This is a genomic window from Egibacteraceae bacterium (genome assembly GCA_040905805.1).
Taxonomy (GTDB): domain Bacteria; phylum Actinomycetota; class Nitriliruptoria; order Euzebyales; family Egibacteraceae; genus DATLGH01.
In genome coordinates, this window is record JBBDQS010000098.1 from 1 (window position 1) to 20,963 (window position 20,963).

Genomic DNA, 20,963 nt, shown 5'->3' on the forward strand with positions numbered 1-20,963 from the left:
GCGATGCACATGGGCCACGTGCACATCGGGTGGGGCACGCACCACCACGACTAGACACCGTTGGCGCCCTGGGCGCGGTGGCCGCGGTGTCCGCGTTACCCGCACCCACGCCGGCAAAGTGTCCGCGTTACGACGTGTCCATACGGCGGCTCCCCCGGGCGGCCAGGGCGAGCCACGACGTGCTCCCCGTCCGCCAGCAGGCGTGTGGGCATGCTAGTCGGCCCATTCTGCGACAGCCTGCTCATAGGGAATTTCTCGCTGAGCCGTAAACCGTCAGGGGTGTCCCGAGCGTCTCAGCCGTACAGGGCGCACCCTGCGCCCGGCGGGTGGTCGGGTGGCCCGGGTGGCCCGGGTGGCCCGGGTGGGAGGGGAGAGACACATGCAGCGCATCGACGAGCAGCTCGACCAGCCGATGGGCGGGCCGCCCGAGCGCCCGAGGCCGGGGGTGGTGGGGACCGTGCGGGCGCACCGGGCGATGACCACCGCGGTGGTGTGCGCGGTGGCTGCGGCCGTGGTGATGGGGGTGCTCATGGCCCAGCGCGGTCCGGGCCCCGTGGAGGTCGTGGAGGTGGCGCCGACCGGTGAGGATCCCCTCGTCGGTGACCAAACGGACGACACCTCGGAGCCGGACCCGCAGCCGGACGCCGAAGCCGACCCGCCGCCGGTGCCCGCGAACGACGGGCAGCCGGATCCGGGGCCGGTGGCGGTCGCCCGGCCAGCCGAACCGGCACCGCCCGCCGGGCCGGCGCCCGGCGACGCACCGGCCCGCATCGAGGTCCGCGACCAGCGCCTGTACCTCGTCGACGCCGACGGCGGGGTGCTGCGCACGCTCCGCGACGCCCACGACGGCAGCCAGGAGTACACGCTGCGCAACGTGGCGTTGCGGCCGGGGTCGACCACCGACGACCTCGCGGTGGCGTTCGTCGAGGGCTACATGACGGGCAACCTCAGCGTGCTGGTCGTGCGTGACGGCGGGGCCCCCGAGGTCGTCCCCCTGACGGTGGTCGACTACGACGCGCACGACCTGCAGGGGATGGCGCTGCCGGCGGGCATCTGGTCGCCCGACGGCGGCATGCTCGCGTGGCTGGAGCCCGACCCGGCCAACCGCGCCGTCCTGCGGGCGGTGCGCTGGACGGCGAGCGGGCCGGCGGGCGACGCCACCCCGGCCGGGGGCATCCCCGTCGACCCCGAGGGGCTCATGACGGCCGACGAGACCCGTGGCCTGGAGCTCGCGGGATGGGAGTCGGGGCCCGCCGAGCACCTTCGCGCCGGCGCGTACCACCCCCACCAGGAGGGCGTGCGGCGCCTCTACACGATCGGGGTGAAGCGCCAGGACAAACAGCTGCGAGCCCAGCCGCTCGCCCGGTCCTGAGCGCACACGAACGCCCCGCTCACAAGGAGCGGGGCGGCGTGGGTGGGACGGGTCGTGCTTAGCTGCTGAGCGCGGCGACGAGCTCCTTCTTGGTCATCTGCGACCGGCCCTCGAGGTCACGCTCGGCGGCGAGCGTCTGCAGCTCCTCGACGGTGCGGGACTCGAGCGTCTTGCGGTCGTGCGCGGACGCGGTCGTGCCGACGGCATCGACGGCGTCGTCCAGCGCCTCGCTCTGGGTCTTGACCGCACGGCTGACGCTGGTGACGGCCGCCTTGACCTGCGAGCGGGCCGTCCGAGCGCGGTCCACGCTCTCCTGGGTGGAGCGGTTGCTGCGGACCGACCCCACGAGGGTGCGCCCGCGGGTCGTGAGCTCGTCGAACTCCTCGGCCGCCTGCCCGCGCAGCTTGCGGGCGTTGGCGGCGCTCTGGTCACGCACGGTGCGGACGGCCTTGGGGGCCTCGCGGGGCAGGCTGATGATGCGCTGGGGCGTCTGCGCGGCACGCTTGTTCAGCGAGCGCACGAAGCCCACGGCGGTGTCGCCGAGGCCCACGGTCGCGTAGGCGGTGTCGGTGACGACCGAGCGGATGGTGCGCTCCGCCTGGCGGCCCGCGCGCTGGGCCTGGTCGGCCGTCTTGGCGGCGGACGTCTTGGCCTTGTCGGCCTGCTGCTTGGTCCGGGAGGTTGCTGTCGACATCGGTGGGATCCTTACGTTGGGGGTGCAGTGGCGGTTCTGCCCGTATGCTTACCCAGGTTAGCCGGTTTGCTAACAACAGCAAGCACACGGACGTGGGGGCGGCCCTGTGGGGCGAGGCGCGTGGGCGGTCGGTGCCCGCCGATAGACTCGCCTCGTGAGCGAATCCGCCCTCTTCGCCGACGAAGGACCCGAGCCCGAGCTCGCCAGTCCCGAGCTGCTCGACGGCCTGAACCCCGACCAGGCAGCCGCGGTCGTCCACCGTGCCGGTCCGCTGCTGATCATCGCCGGCGCCGGGTCGGGCAAGACGCGTGTGCTCACGCACCGCATCGCCCACCTCATCCGCGACCGCGACGTCGACCCCCATGCCATCCTGGCGATCACCTTCACCAACAAGGCCGCGCACGAGATGAAGGACCGCGTCGGGCGCATGGTCGGCGACCGCCTGGTCGGCGTCGAGCGCAACCAGGACGGGTCCGTGACCGCGCGTCGCTGGGGCGGCATGTGGGTGGCGACCTTCCACGCCGCCTGCTCGCGGTTGCTGCGCGTGGAGGCCCCGCGCCTGGGCTACGACAAGGCCTTCACGATCTACGACGCGGCCGACTCGGCCCGGCTTGTCGCGCTGTGCGTCAAAGAGCTCGGCATGGACCCGAAGAAGGTCGCGCCCCGCGGGGTCGCGCACGCCATCTCGGCGGCGAAGAACGACCTGATCGACTTCGACACCTACGCGCTGCGGGCCACGGACTGGTACACCGAGCAGGTCGCCGAGGTCTACAAGCGCTACCAGGGGCGCCTGCACCGGGCGAGCGCGTTCGACTTCGACGACCTGCTCGTCAAGACGGTCGAGCTGTTCCAGCTGTACGACGACGTGCTGGAGGGCTACCGTCAGCGCTTCGCCCACGTGCTGGTCGACGAGTTCCAGGACACCAACCGCGTCCAGTACGAGCTGGTCAAGCTGCTCGCCGCCGAGCACCGCAACATCGCCGTGGTGGGCGACGCCGACCAATGCCTCCCCCCGGGGACCATGGTGCGAACCACCGGAGGGGATGTGCCCGTCGAGTCGATCGCCGCGGGTGACCGCGTGCTCGGCACCGGTGGGGGGACCCAGCCCCTCGAGGGCGCCGTCACCAGGGTCTACGCAGGGAACTACAGCGGTCAGATGTGGTCGGTGACCGCCGGGGGGAGAACCCTGTGCGGTACTCCGCACCACATCGTTCCCGCCCGTATCCCCGCGCTACCGGGCCGATGGTTTGTGTACCTCATGTACCGCTCCGACCGGGGCTACCGCATCGGGATCACCAAGGGTGCACGTCCGGCCATGCGTACCCGGGTGATGGAGCCGGGTTACGTGACCCGGCTGAACGGCGAGCAGGGCGACAAGCTCTGGGTGCTGTGCATCACCGACACCCGCGCCGAGGCAACCTACTGGGAGGCGTACTACGCCGCCGAGTACGGGCTGCCGACCGCATGCTTCCAGGGTGCCGGGCGCAGGCTGTCGATGGACGAGGGATGGCTCGAGCGCCTCTACACCGACCTTGAGACCGCCGTGCCGGCGAAGCAGATCATGCGCGATCTCGAGCTGCACCCGGAGTTTCCGCACCACCGTCCGGCCAACGGACGCCGACGTCACCCGATCACCCTTCTCATGTTCGGCGATCAGCGGACCCAGATCGGTCATCACCGGATCCAATGGTCCTCGGTGCGTGAGGACCTGATCGAACGCCTTGGCGAGGCGGGTATCCCACTGCGACCGAACAAGACCGGCGGGGCGCGGCTGGAGGGCAGCCGGAAGTCCTACCGCGAGGCAGTGCACCTCGTCCGCGATGTGGCCGACCGGGCCGGTATCGACATCCGCCGGCGCATGCTCGTCCAGGGACAGCACTACGCATTCACGCCCCTCGCGCACCTGCACCCCGGCATGATCGTGCTCGTCGAGCGTGACGGGACGTTCGTGGAGGAGACGGTCGAGGCGGTCGACTCACACCGGTACGACGGCCCGGTCTACGATCTCGAGGTCGACCCCACGCATACCTATGTCGCCGACGGCGTGCTCGTGCACAACAGCATCTACCGCTTCCGGGGCGCGGACATCCGCAACATCCTGGATTTCGAGCGCGACTTCCCCGACGCGAGCCGCATCGTGCTGGACCGCAACTACCGGTCGACCCAGACGATCCTCGACGCGGCCAACGGGGTCATCGCGCACAACGACGGCCGCATCGACAAGCACCTGTGGACCGACGCCGCCGGCGGGGTGCAGGTCGTGCGCTTCACCGGCGAGAGCGAGCAGGACGAGGCCGCCTTCGTCGTCGAGGAGGTCGACCGCCTCGCCGACCGCCACGGGGTGGCGCACGGCGACTGCGCGGTCTTCTACCGCACCAACGCCCAGTCGCGGGTGCTGGAGGAGGTGCTGATCCGCCTCGGGATGCCCTACCAGGTGGTCGGCGGGACCCGCTTCTACGAGCGCAGGGAGATCAAGGACCTCCTCGCCTACCTGCGCCTGCTGCTCAACCCCGCCGACGACGTCTCGGCCAAGCGGGTGCTGAACGTCCCACGGCGGGGGATCGGGGCGAAGACCGAGGAGGCCCTCGACCTGTTCGCCGGTCGACAGGGCATCACCTTCATGGACGCGTGCCGGCGCGTGGAGGAGAACCCCCAGCTGTCGGGGCGGGCCGTCGCGGCGGTCACCGACTTCGTGCGGCTGCTCGACCGGATCCGCACGGTGGCGGTCGAGGAGCCCGTCGAGCTGGCCGAGCTCGTCGAGCTCGTGTGGACCCGCACCGGCTACCTCGCCGAGCTGCAGGCCGAGCGCACCATCGAGGCCGAGGGACGCGTCGAGAACATCCGCGAGCTCGCCGGCGTGGCTGCCGACTTCGCCGAGCTGGCGCCGGGCGCCACCCTGGCCGAGTTCCTCGAGCGGGTGGCCCTGGTCAGCGAGGTCGACGACTTGGACCCCGAGGCGTCGCGCGTCACCCTGATGACGATCCACAACGCCAAGGGCCTGGAGTTCCCGGTGGTGTTCGTGGTCGGCATGGAGGACTCGGTGTTCCCCCACCACCGCTCGCTGGGCGACCCCGAGGAGCTCGAGGAGGAACGGCGGCTGTGCTACGTCGCCATGACCCGCGCGGAGCAGCGGCTGTACCTCACGAACGCGTGGCGGCGCACGCTGTTCGGGGGCACCCACGCCAACCCGCCGTCACGGTTCCTGAAGGAGGTCCCCCCCGAGCTGGTGGACCAGCGCACTACCGAGCGGGGCGGCCCGTCACGGCGCGCCGCCCGGCGCATCGAGGACGAGGACGACAGCGTGGATGTCGGGGTCGGCGACCGCATCCTGCACTCCCGTTTCGGCCCCGGCCAGGTGCTCGAGCTGTCGGGTCCCGCCGGCAGCGAGGAGGCGCTCATCCGCTTCGACGAGTCGGGCACCAAGCGTTTGCTGCTGGCGTACGCACCGCTGGTGCGCGAGGCCTGAGCCGGGGGCCTACGCCCGCTGGAACTGGATCTGGTACAGGTCCTGGTAGATGCCCCCCGCGGCCAGTAGCTGGGTGTGGGTGCCGCGCTCCACGATGCGCCCGGCGTCGAGCACCAGGATCTCGTCGGCGTTGGCGACGGTGGACAGCCGGTGGGCGATGACCAGGCAGGACCGGCCTGCCATCGCCTCGGCCAGGGCCACCTGGATGAGCTGCTCGGACTCGGAGTCCAGGTGGGCGGTCGCCTCGTCGAGGATCATGACCGCAGGGTCCTTCAGCAGCAGGCGGGCGATCGCCAGGCGCTGCTTCTCGCCACCGGACAGTCGGTAGCCGCGCTCGCCGACCAGGGTGTCGTAGCCGTCGGGCAGGGAGGCGATGAGCTCGTGGATGCGGGCGGCCGAGGCGGCCGCGACCAGCTCGTCGTCGGAGGCGTCGGGCTTGGCGTAGCGCAGGTTGTTGCGGATCGAGTCGTGGAACAGGTGCGGGTCCTGGGTGACCATCCCGACCGCGGTGCCCAGGCTGTCGAGGGTCACGTCGCGCACGTCGACACCGTCGAGGCGCACCGCACCCTCCGTCGCGTCGTACAGCCGCGCGACCAGCAGGGACAGGGTGGTCTTGCCCGCGCCCGACGGGCCGACGAGGGCCACGGTGTGGCCTGGGGGGATCACGAACGACACGTCGCGCAGCGCCCAGGCGCCGGGGTCGTAGCCCGCGCTGGCCTGGTCGCCCTCGAGCGATGGGATCGCGACCTGGTCGGGCGGGGGGTAGCGGAACCAGACGCGCTCGAACGCGACCCGCCCGGCCGGATCGGTCAGGGCGACCGCGTCCGCGGCCTCGTCGAGCTGGATGGGGAAGTCCAGCACCTCGAAGACCCGGTGGAACGACACGAACGCCGAGGTGAGCTCGACCTTGGCGTTGCTCAGCATGGTCAGCGGCGAGTAGAGCCGCTGCAGGTAGACCGTGAACGCCACGAGCGTGCCGAGGGTCACCGCCCCCTGGATCACCATCCGCCCGCCGTACCAGTAGACGAGCCCGGTGCCGACCACCGCCACGGTCGAGAACATCACGAAGAACGCCCGCGTGTACACGCTCATCGCCACGCCCACGTCGCGCAAGGTGCTGGCGCGGTGGCCGAAGCGCTCGCGCTCGTCGGCGCGGTTGCCGAACAGCTTGACGAGCAGCGCCCCGCCCACCTGGAAGCGCTCGGTCATCTGCGTGGCGAGGCCGGCGTTCGCGTCCATCTGGCGCTGCATCAGCGTGCGCAACCGCCCGCTCATGGCGCGCAGCACGATGATGAACAGCGGGGCGATCGTGAGCGACAGCAGCGTGAGGCGCCAGTCGAGCACGACCATGAAACCCAGGACCGCCGTGACGCCCACGATGGTCTGGGCGATCTGACCGACCGTCTCGGTGAAGGGGCGCTGCGACCCGATCACGTCGTTGTTGAGCCGGCTGATGAGCGCGCCGGTCTGGATGCGGGTGAAGAACGCCAGGGGCAGGCGTTGGACGTGGTCGAACAGCGTCACGCGCAGGTCGAAGACCACGCCCTCGCCGATGCGGGACGCGAGCCAGCGGGCGGACACCTCAGCGAGCGCGCCGAGCGCCCCGACCGCGAGGATCGCCAGCGCCAGGACGTTCAGCAGGGCGAGACGGCCGTCGCCGATCGCGTCGTCGATCACCGCCTTGTACAGCAGCGGGAGCGTCGCGCCGAGCACCGAGCCGACGGCGACGAGGGCGAGGTAGGCGGCCATCGGCCGGCGGTAGGCGCGGACGAAGGACCACACCCGCGCCACGGTCTCGCGGGTGGGGACGACGTCGGCCTCCGGCTCGCGGCGCCATAATCCCACGTGACCGGGTAAGGACATCGCAGACACCCCCTGTTGGACGGTCGAACCTCGTCGACCGGGGGACGTGATGGGCACGAGGCCCGGCGCCTCGACGACACGACGAAAGGTGCGGTTCCGTGAGCGTGACCGAGAACCTGTTGGAGTACAACCGGGGCTATGCCGAGCGCTTCGCCCAGGGCGGCCGGCCGGCCGAGCCGGCCCGTGGCGTGGCGGTCGTCACCTGCATGGACGCGCGGGTGCACCCCGAGAGCCTGCTCGGCCTGGAGCTCGGCGACGCGCACGTGCTGCGCAACGCCGGCGGCCGGGTCACCGACGACGTGCTGCGCAGCCTCATCATCTCCGCCCACGTGCTCGGCACCCGCGAGTACCTCGTCATCCACCACACGAGGTGCGGGATGCTCGGCGCCACCAACGACGCGCTGCGCGCCCGGGTCGCGGCCGCGACCGGAGCCGACGCCTCCGGCATCGACTTCCTGCCGTTCGACGACATGGACGACAGCGTCCGCGACGACGTGCAGCTGATCCGCGCCAGCCCCCACCTGCCCGCCGACGCGACCGTGTCGGGCTACGTCTACGACGTCGACACCGGCGCGCTGAGCGCGGTGTCGGGCCGTAACCGCGAGTAACCCTGCCAGAACTCGTGCTACTCGCGGCTACACCCCGCGGGAGGCCGGGGTCGGAGGGTTCGCCCGCTTCGCGGGCCTGCGGTGGCGTCACCCGTTCGACGACGGCTGATCCACCCTCAGGACACGACCTCGTCGGCGTCGAGGATGGTGTAGGCGTAGCCCTGCTCGGCGAGGAAGCGCTGGCGATTGGCGGCGAAGGCCTGGTCGACGGTCTCGCGGGCGACCACCGTGTAGAAGCTGGCCTGGCCGCCGTCGGCCTTGGGTCGCAGGATCCGCCCGAGGCGCTGGGCCTCCTCCTGGCGGGAGCCGAACTGGCCGGACAGCTGGATCGCCACGTTGGCTTCGGGCAGGTCGATCGCGAAGTTCGCGACCTTGCTGACGACCAGCAGCTGCAGGGACCCGTGGCGGAACGCCGCGAAGCGCTCTTCGCGGGCGGCCTGGCCGGTCTGGCCGGTGACCAGCGGGGCGTCGAGGCGCGCGGCGACGACCTTGAGCTGGTCGAGGTAGGTGCCGATCACCAGGATCCGGTCCTCGGGGTGGCGGGCCACCAGCGCGTCGAGCACCGCCAGCTTGGCGGTCGCGGTCGCCGCGATGCGGTAGCGCTGCTGGGCCGGTGCGGTGGCGTAGCGCATGCGCACGTCCTCGGGCAGGTCCACCCGCACCTCGGTGCAGCGCGCCGGGGCGATCCAGCCCTGGGCCTCCAGCTCCCGCCAGGGCGCGTCGTAGCGCTTCGGGCCGATCAGCGCGAACACGTCGGGTTCCTTGCCGTCCTCGCGCACCAGCGTCGCGGTCAGCCCGAGGCGGCGCACGGCCTGGATCTGGGCGGTGGCGCGGAAGACCGGTGCGGGCAGCAGGTGGACCTCGTCGTAGACCACCAGCCCCCAGCGCTGCGCGTCGAACAACCCGAGGTGGGGGTGGGCAACGCCCAGCTCGGCGTCCTCGCCGGCGCCGGGGTCGCGCCAGGTCAGCACCTGGTAGGTCGCCACGGTCACCGGACGGACCTGCTTGCGGTCCCCCGAGTACTCCCCGATCGCCTCGGCCGGCAGGTCGGTCTTGTCGCGCAGCTCGGCGATCCACTGGCGTGCGGCGACGATCGAGGTCGCCACGATCAGCGTCGAGGCGCCCGACTGCGCCATGGCCGCCAGCCCGATCACCGTCTTGCCGGCCCCGCAGGGCAGGACCAGCACGCCGTTGCCGCCGGCGGCGGAGCCGTCGGCCCACCAGCTGGCCACCGCGTCGGCCTGGTAGGTGCGCAGCGTCGCGCGCAAGCCGACGTCGAGGTCGGCGCCGTCGTCGTAGCCGGCCTCGTCGGCGGCGGGCCAGCCCAGGCGCATGAGCGCCTGCTTGAGCGGGCCCCGGTCCCCGAGACGCACGGCGTGGCGGTTGCCGTCGAGGCGCTCGCCGAGCAGCCCGGCGACCTCGCGGTCGTGGGTGACCTCGGCGAGCAGCGCCGGCTCGGCGCTGGTCAGCGCCAGCGCGCCGCTGTCGAAGTCGCGCACCAGCCGCAGCCGTCCGTAGCGGCTCATCTGGTCACGGACGTCGACCAGGACCGACTCGGGGACCGGGTACTTGGCGTAGTCGGTGAGGGTCGTGGTCACGTCGTCGCCACCGACGCCCGCGGAGGCGGCGTTCCACAGCGACAGCGGGGTGATGCGGTAGGTGTGGACGTGCTCGGGGGACTTCTCCAGCTCGGCGAAGCGCGCCAGCGCGGCGCGGGCATCCCCTGCCTTGGGGCTGGCGACCTCCAGCAGCACGGTCGCGTCGGACTGCACGATCAGCGGGTTGTCGTAGTCGGCCATCAGCGGATTCCCCTCCGGCGCTGGCCGTCGGCGAGCAGGTCCTGGAGTGCCTGGCGGCCTGCCTCGAGCAGGTCGATGTCGATGTCTTCCCACTCCTCGTCGTCCATGCCGGCATCGACGTCGTCGTCCCAGGGGTCAAGCAGCGTCGGGCCTGTCTGCGCCGGGGCGCGGCCGCGGACGGGCTGGGGCGGCGGCGCGGCGAGCAGGTCGGCGGCGAGCTTGTGCGCCTGCGCCGGGCTGCCCGTCACGCGGGTGCGCAGGTCCGGCAGGTCCAGGCCGGCGGCGGGTGCGGGGGCGCTGGCCGCCGGGCGCAGCACCACGCCGTCGGCGTCCTCGGCCACCGGCATCAAGCCTCTGGCGCGCAGCGCCGCGACGACCTTGTCGGGCGCCAGAGCCGACACCGCCACCGTGGGAGCCAGCGCGCGCAGCTTGGCGGCCTTGACCCCCAGCGCGCGCGACAGCAGCGCGGCGTCGTCGCAACGCACGTAGGCGGCGCAGCCGCCGGCGCGCACGCGCCCGTGGCGGCGGGCGACGTCGCCCACCAGGTAGGTCACGTTCTGGGGCAGCGGCGCGCCGCTGTGCGCGTCGAGGAAGCCCACGATGTCCTCGTCGGACTCCCCGGCGTCCAGGGCAGCGGCCATCCTGCTCTCGGCGAGGCGGTACAGCCGGGCTCCCGCGGCGGACTCCAGCTCGGCGTAGCGCGCCAGACGGGCGCCGATGTCGGGCGCCAGGTCGGGCGGGGCGACGACCGACAGGTCGGCCTGCACCACAAAGCTGGTCGCCGGCGCCGGCAACGCCACGGCCAGCGCGGCCGGGCCGTCGAGCAGGGCCCGGCCGAGCGCGGTCAGTCCGACCGGGCCGTCGGGGGGCGCCAGGCCGAGGGTCCGCACAGCCGCGGCGAGGTGGGCGGCCACCGGTGGGTGCAGCAGCGCGGGGTAGCGGTGCGCGGCGGCGGCGGCGAGGTCGTCGTCGTCAAGACCCGTGCCGGGCGCCAGCTCGGCGAGCAGGTGCAGCAGCGCAGCGCGGGCCACCGGTACGCCGTACCAGTCGGTGGACTCGAGCCGCTCGGGCAGCCCGGCGGTCTCGTCGAGATCCTCGGCGTCGTGCCAGGCCTGGACCAGCAGCGCCCACCGCTCCTCGGCGGGGCGCGATGCGTAGTCGTCGGCCAGCGCGGTGGGCCCCCAGGCCAGCACGGGCTTGGCGGCTCGTCCCCGCCCAGTGGTGCCGACCTGGACCTGGTCGAGCAGGCCCAGCGCGACGGCCAGGTTGACCAGCAGCCCGACCGCGCCCGCCGGCAGGCCGAGCTGCTTGGCCGCCGCCCGCACCGGTCGCACACCCAGGCCGCCGTTGGTCAGCGCAGGAGCCGGGTCCGCTCGCCACAGCGCGAGCAGGGCCGCGAGGTGGCTGAGCACCTCAGGAAGGCCGCCGGGGTCGCGCACCGGGACAGGCGTGGGCGCCGGGGGGGACGGCCACTCGGTGACAGCCCCGCCACGCAACGCGACGAGCACGTCAAGCCACACCCAGCACTCCTGCGCGCTGTAGTCCACCCCGACGAGGCAGAACGCCTCCAGCTCCCGCAGCGGGGTGAGCGTGCGGTCCCACGGCTGGTAGTAGGCCAGGCCGAGGTCGCGGACCGTCTGCGGGCCGTCGTCGCACAGGCGCATGAACCTCCGGCAGGCGTCGTCGCTCAGACGCGCCACCGACTCCTGCACGGCCTCACCGTCGCGCAGCAGCGCCTCCAGGGCCTCGACCCGCTCGGGCTTGCGGGACGGGACACGGGTCACCCCGTGGTTGCGCAGGACCTGCGCGAGCGCGTCGCTGCGCATCTGCTCCAGGAACGCCCGCACGGGCACCCCGGGCAGGTCCGCGACCCGGTCCACACCGGGGCGCAGCACGACCCACCCGGCCCCCGGGTCGGTGAGCAGCACCACGGCCAGGGACGCTGCAGCCTCGTCCAGCAGTGGGGCGAGGGCCTCGGGGTCCGCGCCGCACGCGGCGACCTCGGCCAGCGCCTGGTCGCGGCTCACCGACCCGCCTTGCCACACGGCGAGGGTCACCAGGTCACGGGCCGTGCGGTCCAGGCTGGCCAGGCACGCGTCGATGCCCAGCGAGCTCGACAGGAGCGTGGCGAGCCGCTCGATCGTGCGCTGCCCCACGCGGAACTGCTGGGGGTAGACGATCCCGTACACATTGACGTCGGCAAGCGGGCCATGGCCCTCCAGCGCGTCGCGCAGGACGGGCACGCGGGTGAGCAGTCCGGCCAGCTGGCCGGGTGCCAAGGTCCGCAGCCGCTCGGCCAGGTCGTTGGTCGGCACGCGGATGCCTTCCTGTCTGTGGGGTGCAATGGGACGGCGGGGAAGGCGACCACACTGTAGCGGAAGGGCACGGTCGCGGACGACAGGCAACCCGGGCTAGCCTTCAGGCCATGGTGTGTCCGCAGGGCTGGATGGAGCCACCCGACGTGTCGTCGCGGGCCTGTGCGCGGCGATGACCTTCAGGCAGGCGCTGGAGGTGCTGGCCGCCGTGTACCGGCGGGGCGTGGATTGCGTGGTTGTCGGAGGCATTGCGATGGCGCTGCACGGGATCGTGCGGGCCACCGAGGACCTCGACCTGTTCGTGCGGGCCACCCCGGAGAACCTCGACCGGATCCGTCAGGCGCTGGGTGATCTCTACGACGACCCTGAGATCGAGCTGATCACCGTCGGCGATCTGGCGGGGGAGTTCTCCGTCGTCCGCTACGGCCCCCCAGGCGTGGACTACGTCATCGACCTCATCGCCCGCCTCGGTGAGGCGTTCGACTTCGACGACATCGAGTCGCAAGCCATCGATGTGGATGGTGTCACCGTCACCGTGGCCACCCCTGCGATGCTGTACCGCATGAAGCGTGACACGGTGCGACCCCAGGACCGAGCCGATGCCGCCGAGCTGCAACGGCGCTTCGGTCTGACTGACGGGGGTGGATGAGGTGCCCGTCGAGCGGTACCGATCGGTGGAGGAGGTGCCGCCTCCTCCGGCATCCGACGACCCGGCGACGAACCTGCGCAGGGTGCTCGCGGTCTCCGACCTCTGCGTTCGTCTCGCCCGGACCGAGGCGGTTCGGGGCGTCCAGCGCTTCGCCACGATCACCGAGGCCAACGCCTCGCCGCGGCGCCGCCCCTCCGGCGGTCAGCTGCTCGGCCCGCACGGGGGCGCGTAGCCGCGTCCAGGCACGTTGGTGGCCCACTCCTCGGCCGTGACGGGGTCACCGGCGGACGCGCAGATGTCCTCGATCAGGGCCTGCTCGTCAGTCGGCCACATGCGCAGCCGCTGGTCGGCGCCGCTGCCGACGAGCAGGTCGCCGCGGGGGCTGTACTTGACGGTGAACGCCTGTCCGTCGGCGGGGCCGAGCACGGCGGTGCGCGCCGGGTGTGCGAGGTTGCTGGTGTCCCAGGTCCAGGTCGTGCCGTCGCCGACGGCGGCGGCCAGTGCCTGGCCGCTGGGGTGGAAGCCCAGGTCGAAGATGCGCCCGGCCGGCCCGGTGACCGGCTCGCCGATGCGGTGAGGCCTGTCGGGGTCGATGACGTCCCACAGGATCACCGTGGTGTCGGAGCCGCCGATGGCGATGACCTCGTGCTCGGGATGGAAGGCCGCACCGTAGGCCTCGCTGTCCAAGCCGGTGAGTGGGGGGTGCAGCACCGGCTCGTCAGGGTCAGCCAGGTCGAGCAGGTACACCAGACCGTCAGCGCTCGGCGCGGCGAGCAGGCGCTCGCGCGGATGCCAGGACAGGTTCAGCACGATCTCCGAGGGGGCCTCGACGGTCGTCGTGAGCCGGGGGCGGCGGGGGTCGGCGAGGTCCCAGATGCGAACGGCGGTGTCCGAGCCCCCCGCGGCCAGCAGCGAACCGTCCGCGCTGAACGCCACTGCCTCGACCAGCTCGGTGGAGCCGCCGAGGGGACGCCCGATCAGCGTCGGGTCGCCGAGGTCGGTCCCGTCGTAGAGCAGGACCTCACCGGTGAGCGTGCCGTGCGCCAGCAGGGTGCCGTCGGGGGACATGGCGCCTGCTCCGGTGAAGGCGGGGCCGTCGTCGGAGGCCACCAGGGGACCACCCAAACGGTGTGGCGCGCCGGGATCGGAGAGGTCCCATACCCCGGTGTCCACACCGGAGAACGCCGCCATACGGTCGCCGTCGGGGCTGAACCCGATGTTCCAGACGCTGCCGGACAGTCCTGCGGGCTCGAGCACCCCGCGGTCCCACACGCGCAGGGTGCCGTCCGCGGCGGCGGTGACGATGGCACCGCCCTCGCTGGTGTACGCGGCTTGGGTGACCGCCGCGGGGTGGGGCAACGTCTGGGTGAGCGTCCACGTCGCGGTGTCCCACACGCGCAGGTCCAGGTCCGAGCTGCCGGCAGCCAGGTAGCGCCCGTCGGGGCTGAACACCGCGGTGTTCACCCAGCTGTCGAACACGGCGTCGGCGACCTCGATGGGCTTGGGTTCCTGGGCAGCGGACAGGTCCCACACCGCGAGGTCACCGCTGCGGGAGCCGGCGGCGAGCGTGGCACCCTCAGGGCTGAAGACCACCGTGTGCACGGCACGGTCAGCCACCGTCAGCTCCAAGGCTGGCGCTGGCCCGCCGTCAAGGCCCCAGACGTTGACGCCTCCGAGCTCGTCACCGAACGCCAGGTGGTCACCGTCGGGACTGTAGGCCACGCTCCAGGTGATGACCTCCGAGGGCAGCAACGCCAGCTCGCGGGGCGCCGCGGGGTCGCTCAGGTCCCAGCGGAACACCCCGTCACCAAGGCCCACCGCCGCGAGCTCGGAGCCGTCCGGATGGACGTCCAGTCCCTGGATCGGGCCGGTCGGTCCCTGCAGGGGATCGCCGAGGAGCTGGGGGTCCCGCGGGTCGGACACGTCCCAGAGGGTGCCCTCGGGGCCGGTGTCGCCCACGGCCAGCACCATGTCGTCGGGCGTGAACGCCAGCGCGTAGATCTCACGATCGGGCTCCTCGAGGGTGAGGACCCCCACACGGTCACCACCGTCGAGCAGCGCCACGGTCCCGTCGCTGGCGTTGCTGACCGCGTTGAGCCGGCCCTGGTGGCTCACCGCGAGGGCCGTGGGCCCCGCCGCGCCGAGGACACGCGTGCTGGTCGGCGCCACAGCGGTGTCGAGCAGCGCCGAGCGCGCCTCGCTGGTGGGCGCGACCTGATAGCCGGCGATGGCCAGTTGCGCGCCAAGACCGGGGTCGGTGGCCCGCAGACGCTCGGCGGTGAGCGCGATCTGGCGGGACAGTGCCGCGTCACGCGCCGTGACCGCGTCAGCGCGGGACCGGCTGGCGACCAGCGCCAGCGAGCTGGCCAGGAGGCCGAAGATCGTGGCGGCCACGACCAGCACGCGCAGGCGGATGGCCCGGCGGCGGGCGGCAGCAGCGGAGGCGGCGGCGGCCTCCGCGCTGCGCTCCCGCCCAGCAGGCGCAGGCGCCGGTCCTGGTTGGTCGTGGGCGACCGTCCCGAGGCGATCGTCCACCAGGCGATGCAGTTGATCTCGAGCGTGAAGGTGTTGCCGGCGATGTCGTCGAACCCGAAGTCGGGAACCCGCGGCGCGGGGCAGGCAGCGTCAATGGGGCGTGGCGTGGCGGCGTGCACCGGCCCCGTGGCCATGCCCACAAGGCACACGCCCAGCACCGCCAGTAGCGTGCGTCTCATCCGTACCTCCTGGACTCACCCACACCTGCGCTGGTGAGCCGGCCCACGCGCAGGCAATCGGACCTGCGACGAGGCTCGCCGCCGCTGCGCCTGAGCACCACCCCACCTTGGGGGGGTGGGGCGCACGGCCCGAGCGGCTGGCAGGTCCCACGGCCCCAGCACCGCCGGCTGGGCGCGACGGTCAGCCGGTGAGGGCGCAGGTGGGTGTCTCGCCGGCCGGGGCGGGCGCGGGGGCGGGTCCTGGGGCGGTGGGGTCGACGTAGACCTGCCCGTCGTGCAGCCGGGTCGCCAGCGGGCGCAAGGAGTCACCGTCGCCGCCGACCAGGCGCCCGCGCAGGTTCCAGACGCGGTCGGCGGTCTCCAACCGCCGTGAGGCCGCGCAGTAGGTCACCGCGACGCCGGGGGCGGCGTAGGTGCGCAGGCCCCCGGCGCGCACGACGAGCACCGCGTCGACCCCGCCGACCGCGCCGTCGAGGGCGAAGGTCGCCGCGCCGTCGGGGTCGGCGGCCGTCAGCGGCGCGACGGGCACGAACGGCGGCCCCGGCGGCCCGCCGCGGGTGGCGGTGAACAGGAACACCGCCCCGACCAGGGCGACGACCACCGCCGCGGCCACCGCGGCGATCGGCCAGCCCATGCCCATCTGCTCGCGCAGGACGATCTTGCGGGCACGCTGCGCCGCGCGGCGGGGCAGGTAGCCCCCCGGGCCGAAGTCGGGCCGTTGCTCGGGGTCGTGGGTCATGGAGGAACCGTATGCTGGCAGAGCCATGCAGTCCCGCCGCGCGCGGCCGACTGCGCGTCTCGTCGTCGTCGCTGGAGGTGACCCCGCGGTGCCCACCCGGGTCCTGATCGCCAAGCCCGGTCTGGACGGCCACGACCGGGGCGCGAAGATCGTCGCGCGCGCCCTGCGCGACGCGGGCATGGAGGTCGTCTACACCGGCCTGCACCAGACCCCCGAGCAGATCGTGGAGGCCGCGTTGCAGGAGGACGTCGCCTGCGTCGGCCTGTCGATCCACTCCGGCGCGCACATGACCCTGTTCCCGAAGGTGGTCAAGCTGCTGCGTGACCGGGGCGCCGAGGACATCGTCGTGTTCGGGGGCGGCATCGTGCCCCGCGAGGACATCGTTGCGCTGAAGGAGCAGGGAGTCGCCGAGATCTTCACCCCCGGCGCCCGCATGGCCGAGATCGCCGAGTGGGTGCGCACCAACGTCGCCCCGTCCGAGGACCGCCCGTAGCGCCCGTCCCCCCGCGCGTGCCCGCGGCCCGCGGCGTGTGCGATCCTTGGCGCAGCCGCCCCCGGAAGGACGCCGTATGGACCTGATGGAGTACCAGGGCAAGGATGTGTTCCGCAGCCACGGGATCCCCACGGCCCCGCCGGGCGCCGTCGCCACCACCCCTGACGAGGCGGAGGAATTCGCCCACGACGCCGGGGCGCCGGTGATGGTCAAGGCGCAGGTCCTGACCGGCGGGCGCGGCAAGGCCGGTGGCGTGAAGTACTGCGCCGACCCGGCGGCGGCGCGTGCGGCCGCCGAGACCATCCTCGGTCTGGACATCAAGGGCCACGTGGTCGGCAAGGTCCTGCTCGAGGTCGCCAGCGACATCGCCGAGGAGTACTACCTGTCGGTGCTGCACGACCGCATGAGCAAGGGCTACAAGGTGATCGCCAGCGTGGAGGGGGGCGTGGACATCGAGGAGGTCAACCGCGCCACCCCCGAGAAGGTCGTGAAGGTCGACGTCGACCCGACCATCGGCCTCGACGAGGACATGGCCGGCCACATCGTCGCGCTGGCGCAGTTCCCCGAGGCCGCCCGCGAGCAGACCACCGCCTTGCTCCTGGCCCTGTACGAGGCGTTCGTGGCCGTTGACGCGCTGCTGTTCGAGGTGAACCCGCTGGTGCTCACCGGCGACGGCCGGGTGATCGCCCTGGACTCCAAGGTCACCATCGACAACAACGCCTTGTTCCGCCACCCCGACCTGGCGGCGATCGCCGAGACCAGCGGGGGTGACCCGCTGGAAGCCGCCGCGAAGGCCAAGGGGCTGCAGTACGTGAAGCTCGACGGGAACATCGGCGTCATGGGCAACGGCGCCGGCCTGGTGATGTCCACCCTCGACGTGGTCCACCAGGCGGGCGGGCGCCCCGCGAACTTCCTCGACGCCGGCGGGGGGGCGAGCGCGGAGAGCATGGCCGAAGGCATCGCCTTCGTGCTGGGCGACCCGCAGGTCACGACCATGCTGATCAACATCTTCGGGGGGATCACCCGCTGCGACGACGTGGCCCGGGGCGTGCTCGGGGCGCTGGAGCAGCTCGGTGACGTGCCGCAGCAGCTCGTCGTGCGCCTCGACGGCACCAACGCCGAGGAGGGACGGCGCCTGCTGACCGAGGCCGACCGCCCCAACCTGGTGGCCGCCGCGCAGATGAACGCGGCGGCGGCCACCGCCGTCGAGCTCGCCCGGGGGGCGACCCGATGAGCATCCTCGTCGACGAGCACAGCCGTGTCGTGGTGCAGGGCATCGGCGCCCAGGGCACCTTCCACGCCAAGCGCAACCTCGACTACGGCACGCACGTCGTGGCGGGCATCCATCCGAAGAAGGGCGGCCAGGTCTGGCAGGAGCTCGGCCTGCCGGTCTACGCCACGGTCGCCGAGGCCGTCGTGGAGCAGGGCGCCAACACCTCGATGATCATGGTGCCCGCACCGTTCACCAAGGACGCGGTGCTGGAGGCGGTGCAGGCCGGCATCGACACCATCGTGGTCATCACCGAGGGCGTGCCCGCCCACGACATGGCGGTGATCTACAACACCGTGTACCCGCGCGAACCCAACGGGACCTTCCTGAAGGACCGCCGCGCCGCGCTGATCGGGCCGAACTGCCCGGGGGTGATCTCGCCGGGCAAGGCCAACGTGGGCATCATCCCCGCCACGATCACCAAGCCGGGCCCGGTCGGGCTCGTCTCCCGGTCCGGCACGCTCACCTACCAGATCATGCACGAGCTGCACGAGGCCGGCATCGGCATCTCGACCTGCGTCGGCATCGGCGGGGACCCGATCATCGGCTCGGACTTCCTCGACATCATCCCCCGGTTCGCCGCGGACCCCGAGACCGAGGCGATCGTGTTCGTCGGCGAGATCGGCGGGACCGAGGAGCAGCGGGTCGGCGAGTGGATCCACGCGCACATCCCTGACACGCCGGTCGTCGCCTATGTCGCCGGGTTCACCGCGCCGGCGGGCAAGCAGATGGGCCACGCGGGCGCCATCGTGCGCGAGGGCGGCGCGGGCGGGGAGACCGCCGCGGACAAGAAGACCGCGCTGGAGGCGCTCGGCATCGCCGTGGGCGTTGACCCGAGCGACACCGCGCGCAAGATGATCACGGCACTCAACCGCTGACCGGCGGGCAGGGGCAGGCGACGCCCTCGAGGGCGCGGCGGAACAGGGGTGCCAGCGCCTCGGTCTCGATCAGGAACCCGTCGTGGCCGTAGGGCGAGGAGATCGTCGAGAAGTCCTCGCACGTCGGCACGAGCGCGGCGATGCGTCGTTGCAGGTGCACCGGGTACAGCCGGTCGGCATCGATGCCGATCACCCAGGTGCGGGCCCGCACCCGTGACAGCGCCCGGGCGACCCCCCCGCGCCCGCGGCCGACGTCGTGGTGGCTCATGGCCTCGGACAGGGCGATGTAGCTGTTGGCGTCGAAGCGCCGGGCCAGCTTGTCCGCATGGTGGTCCAGGTAGGACTCGATCTGGTAGCGCCCCCCCGCCAGCGGGTCCTCGGAGCCCTGCGGGAGCCGGCCGAAGCGCTCCTCGACCTCCTGTTCGGTGCGGTAGGTGAGGTGGCCGATCCGGCGGGCCAGGCCGAGCCCCTCGTGGGGCCCCGCGCCGGGCGGCGCGTCGTAGTAGTCGCCGCCCGCGAACCCCGGGTCGAGCGTGATGGCCCGCACCTGTGTGGACTGCAGGGCGATCTGCTCGGCTGACGCGGCGGCACCGGCGGCCAGGACGATCGCCGAGTCGATCCGGTCGGGCTGGCCGGCCGCCCACTCGACGACGCGCATGCCGCCCATGGACCCACCGACGACGGCGGCCCAGCGCCCGATGCCGAGCGCGTCCGCAAGCCCGGCCTCCACCGCGACCTGGTCACGGATCGTGGTCCGTGGCCAGCGCGACCCGAAGGGGCGGCCGTCGGGGGCCGTCGACGCCGGGCCGGTCGTGCCCTGGCAGCCACCCAGGACGTTCGGGGACACGACGAACCAGCGGTCCGTGTCGACCGCCTTGCCCGGCCCGATGAGCCCGTCCCACCAGCCGGCCGTGGGGTGCCCGTCGCCGGCCGGCCCGGCGGCGTGGCTGTCGCCGGTGAGGGCGTGGCACACCAGCACCGCGTTGTCCCGGGCGGGCGCCAACGTCCCCCACGTCTCGTAGGCCACCGTGAGGTCGCGAAGGCTCCCGCCGGCCTCGAGCGCCAGCTCCTGATCGGTGAACACGCGGACGAAGCGGCGGCCCCCCGGGGGATCGCCGGGGCGCCACGCGGCGCTGGCGGGCGGCGGCGGGCGCCCCCGCCCGCTGCGCTGCTCGGCGACCATGTGGTGGTCCCGATCAGCCCTTCGCAGCCCGGAAGCCCGCCTCGAGGTCGGCGATCAGGTCGTCGAGGGTCTCGACGCCGACCGACAGGCGGACCAGCTCGGGGAGCACGCCGGTGCTGGCCTGCTCGGCCTCCGTCAGCTGCGAGTGGGTGGTGGTCGCCGGGTGGATGATGAGGCTGCGGACGTCGCCGACGTTGGCGAGGTGGCTGAACAGCTCCACGGCTTCGACGAACGTGCGGCCGGCCTCCACGCCGCCGGTGATCCCGAACGACAGGATGGCGCCCTGCCCACGCGGCAGGTAGCGCTGGGCCTGGTCGTGCCAGTCGCTGGACGTCAACCCGGGATAGGTGACCCACTCCACCTCGTCACGGGCTTCCAGCCACTGCGCGATCGCCAGGGCGTTGGAGGAGTGGCGCTCCATGCGCAGACTCAGCGTCTCCATGCCCTGGAGAACCAGGAACGCGTTGAACGGCGAGATCGCCGGACCCAGGTCGCGCAGCAGCTGGACGCGGGCCTTGGCGATGTAGCTGCCGTGCCCGAGCGCGTCCCAGTACTGCAGGCCGTTGTAGCTCGGGTCGGGCTCGTTGAAGGCGGGGAACTTGGCGGCGTCGCCGAACTCGAACCGGCCCCCGTCGACGATCACACCCCCGATCGAGTTGCCGTGCCCGCCGAGGAACTTCGTCAGCGAGTGCACCACGATGTCGGCACCGTGCTCGAGCGGCCGCAGCAGGTAGGGCGTGGCCAGGGTGTTGTCGACGATCAGGGGGATCCCGGCGGCGTGCGCCGCGTCGGCCACCGCCGCGATGTCGAGCACGTCGCCCTTGGGGTTGCCGATCGTCTCGGCGTAGAACGCCACCGTGGTGTCACGCACCGCGCCGCGCCACGCGTCGAGGTCGTCGGGGTCGACGAAGTCGACCTCG

The 20,963-nt window shown here is 72.7% G+C and carries 16 protein-coding genes; 8 read left to right on the top strand and 8 right to left on the bottom strand.

The features are described from left to right. Nucleotides 1-379: 379 nt before the first annotated feature. Nucleotides 380-1,372 (top strand): hypothetical protein, encoded by a 993-nt coding sequence (locus WD250_11050; GenBank protein ID MEX2620743.1) that lies wholly within the window; start codon nucleotides 380-382, stop codon nucleotides 1,370-1,372. 58 nt (nucleotides 1,373-1,430) lie between these two features. Here WD250_11050 and WD250_11055 read toward each other — a convergent pair whose 3' ends face one another. After that, nucleotides 1,431-2,066, bottom strand: coding sequence for a Rho termination factor N-terminal domain-containing protein (locus WD250_11055; protein MEX2620744.1), 636 nt, complete (start codon nucleotides 2,064-2,066; stop codon nucleotides 1,431-1,433). 154 nt (nucleotides 2,067-2,220) lie between these two features. Between WD250_11055 and WD250_11060 the strand changes: the two genes are divergently transcribed. Beyond that, nucleotides 2,221-5,532 (top strand): UvrD-helicase domain-containing protein, encoded by a 3,312-nt coding sequence (locus tag WD250_11060; protein MEX2620745.1) that lies wholly within the window; start codon nucleotides 2,221-2,223, stop codon nucleotides 5,530-5,532. A gap of 9 nt (nucleotides 5,533-5,541) precedes the next feature. Here WD250_11060 and WD250_11065 read toward each other — a convergent pair whose 3' ends face one another. Continuing rightward, complete coding sequence (locus WD250_11065; GenBank protein ID MEX2620746.1) at nucleotides 5,542-7,395, bottom strand: ABC transporter ATP-binding protein; 1,854 nt, start codon at nucleotides 7,393-7,395, stop codon at nucleotides 5,542-5,544. A 98-nt stretch (nucleotides 7,396-7,493) separates the two neighbouring features. Here WD250_11065 and WD250_11070 point away from each other — a divergent pair, with 98 nt between their 5' ends. Beyond that, nucleotides 7,494-8,003, top strand: coding sequence for a carbonic anhydrase (locus WD250_11070; protein MEX2620747.1), 510 nt, complete (start codon nucleotides 7,494-7,496; stop codon nucleotides 8,001-8,003). Between the two features lie 116 nt (nucleotides 8,004-8,119). Here the strand turns inward: WD250_11070 and WD250_11075 are convergent, their stop codons facing one another. Beyond that, entirely contained in the window at nucleotides 8,120-9,802 is a 1,683-nt protein-coding gene (locus WD250_11075) for a DNA repair helicase XPB (protein MEX2620748.1), read from the bottom strand. After that, nucleotides 9,802-12,117: a helicase-associated domain-containing protein gene (locus WD250_11080; GenBank protein ID MEX2620749.1), complete on the bottom strand. Its 2,316-nt coding sequence runs from the start codon at nucleotides 12,115-12,117 to the stop codon at nucleotides 9,802-9,804. Before WD250_11080 ends, WD250_11075 begins: the two co-directional genes overlap by 1 nt. Nucleotides 12,118-12,289: 172 nt before the next feature. On the opposite strand from WD250_11080, the gene WD250_11085 reads away from it, so the two are divergent. Both WD250_11085 and WD250_11090 read left to right on the top strand, forming a co-directional pair. Then, a complete protein-coding gene (locus tag WD250_11085; protein MEX2620750.1) occupies nucleotides 12,290-12,766 on the top strand; it encodes a nucleotidyl transferase AbiEii/AbiGii toxin family protein in 477 nt (158 codons plus the stop codon). Further along, nucleotides 12,759-12,998, top strand: a complete 240-nt coding sequence (locus tag WD250_11090; GenBank protein ID MEX2620751.1) for a hypothetical protein — start codon at nucleotides 12,759-12,761, stop codon at nucleotides 12,996-12,998. The genes WD250_11085 and WD250_11090 overlap by 8 nt, the downstream gene beginning before the upstream one ends. On the opposite strand, the gene WD250_11095 is transcribed toward WD250_11090, so the two are convergent. Further along, on the bottom strand, nucleotides 12,968-15,301 hold the full coding sequence (locus WD250_11095) for a WD40 repeat domain-containing protein (protein MEX2620752.1): 2,334 nt from the start codon (nucleotides 15,299-15,301) through the stop codon (nucleotides 12,968-12,970). The two genes, WD250_11090 and WD250_11095, sit on opposite strands and share 31 nt — an antisense overlap. Before the next feature lie 360 nt (nucleotides 15,302-15,661). Then, nucleotides 15,662-16,219, bottom strand: coding sequence for a hypothetical protein (locus WD250_11100; GenBank protein ID MEX2620753.1), 558 nt, complete (start codon nucleotides 16,217-16,219; stop codon nucleotides 15,662-15,664). 88 nt (nucleotides 16,220-16,307) lie between these two features. Between WD250_11100 and WD250_11105 the strand changes: the two genes are divergently transcribed. The 3 genes from WD250_11105 to sucD all read left to right on the top strand — a co-directional run bounded on the left by WD250_11105 (nucleotide 16,308) and on the right by sucD (nucleotide 18,860). Beyond that, nucleotides 16,308-16,712 carry a cobalamin B12-binding domain-containing protein gene (locus WD250_11105; protein MEX2620754.1) on the top strand — a complete coding sequence of 135 codons (405 nt, stop codon included), beginning with the start codon at nucleotides 16,308-16,310 and terminating at the stop codon, nucleotides 16,710-16,712. A gap of 76 nt (nucleotides 16,713-16,788) precedes the next feature. Continuing rightward, entirely contained in the window at nucleotides 16,789-17,946 is a 1,158-nt protein-coding gene (gene sucC / locus WD250_11110) for an ADP-forming succinate--CoA ligase subunit beta (GenBank protein MEX2620755.1), read from the top strand. Continuing rightward, complete coding sequence (gene sucD, locus WD250_11115; GenBank protein MEX2620756.1) at nucleotides 17,943-18,860, top strand: succinate--CoA ligase subunit alpha; 918 nt, start codon at nucleotides 17,943-17,945, stop codon at nucleotides 18,858-18,860. The genes sucC and sucD overlap by 4 nt, the downstream gene beginning before the upstream one ends. Here sucD and WD250_11120 read toward each other — a convergent pair. Continuing rightward, a complete protein-coding gene (locus WD250_11120) occupies nucleotides 18,850-20,043 on the bottom strand; it encodes a homoserine O-acetyltransferase (protein MEX2620757.1) in 1,194 nt (397 codons plus the stop codon). The two genes, sucD and WD250_11120, sit on opposite strands and share 11 nt — an antisense overlap. Before the next feature lie 13 nt (nucleotides 20,044-20,056). Further along, a partial coding sequence (locus tag WD250_11125) for a PLP-dependent transferase (protein MEX2620758.1) occupies nucleotides 20,057-20,963 on the bottom strand: 907 nt, incomplete at its 5' end.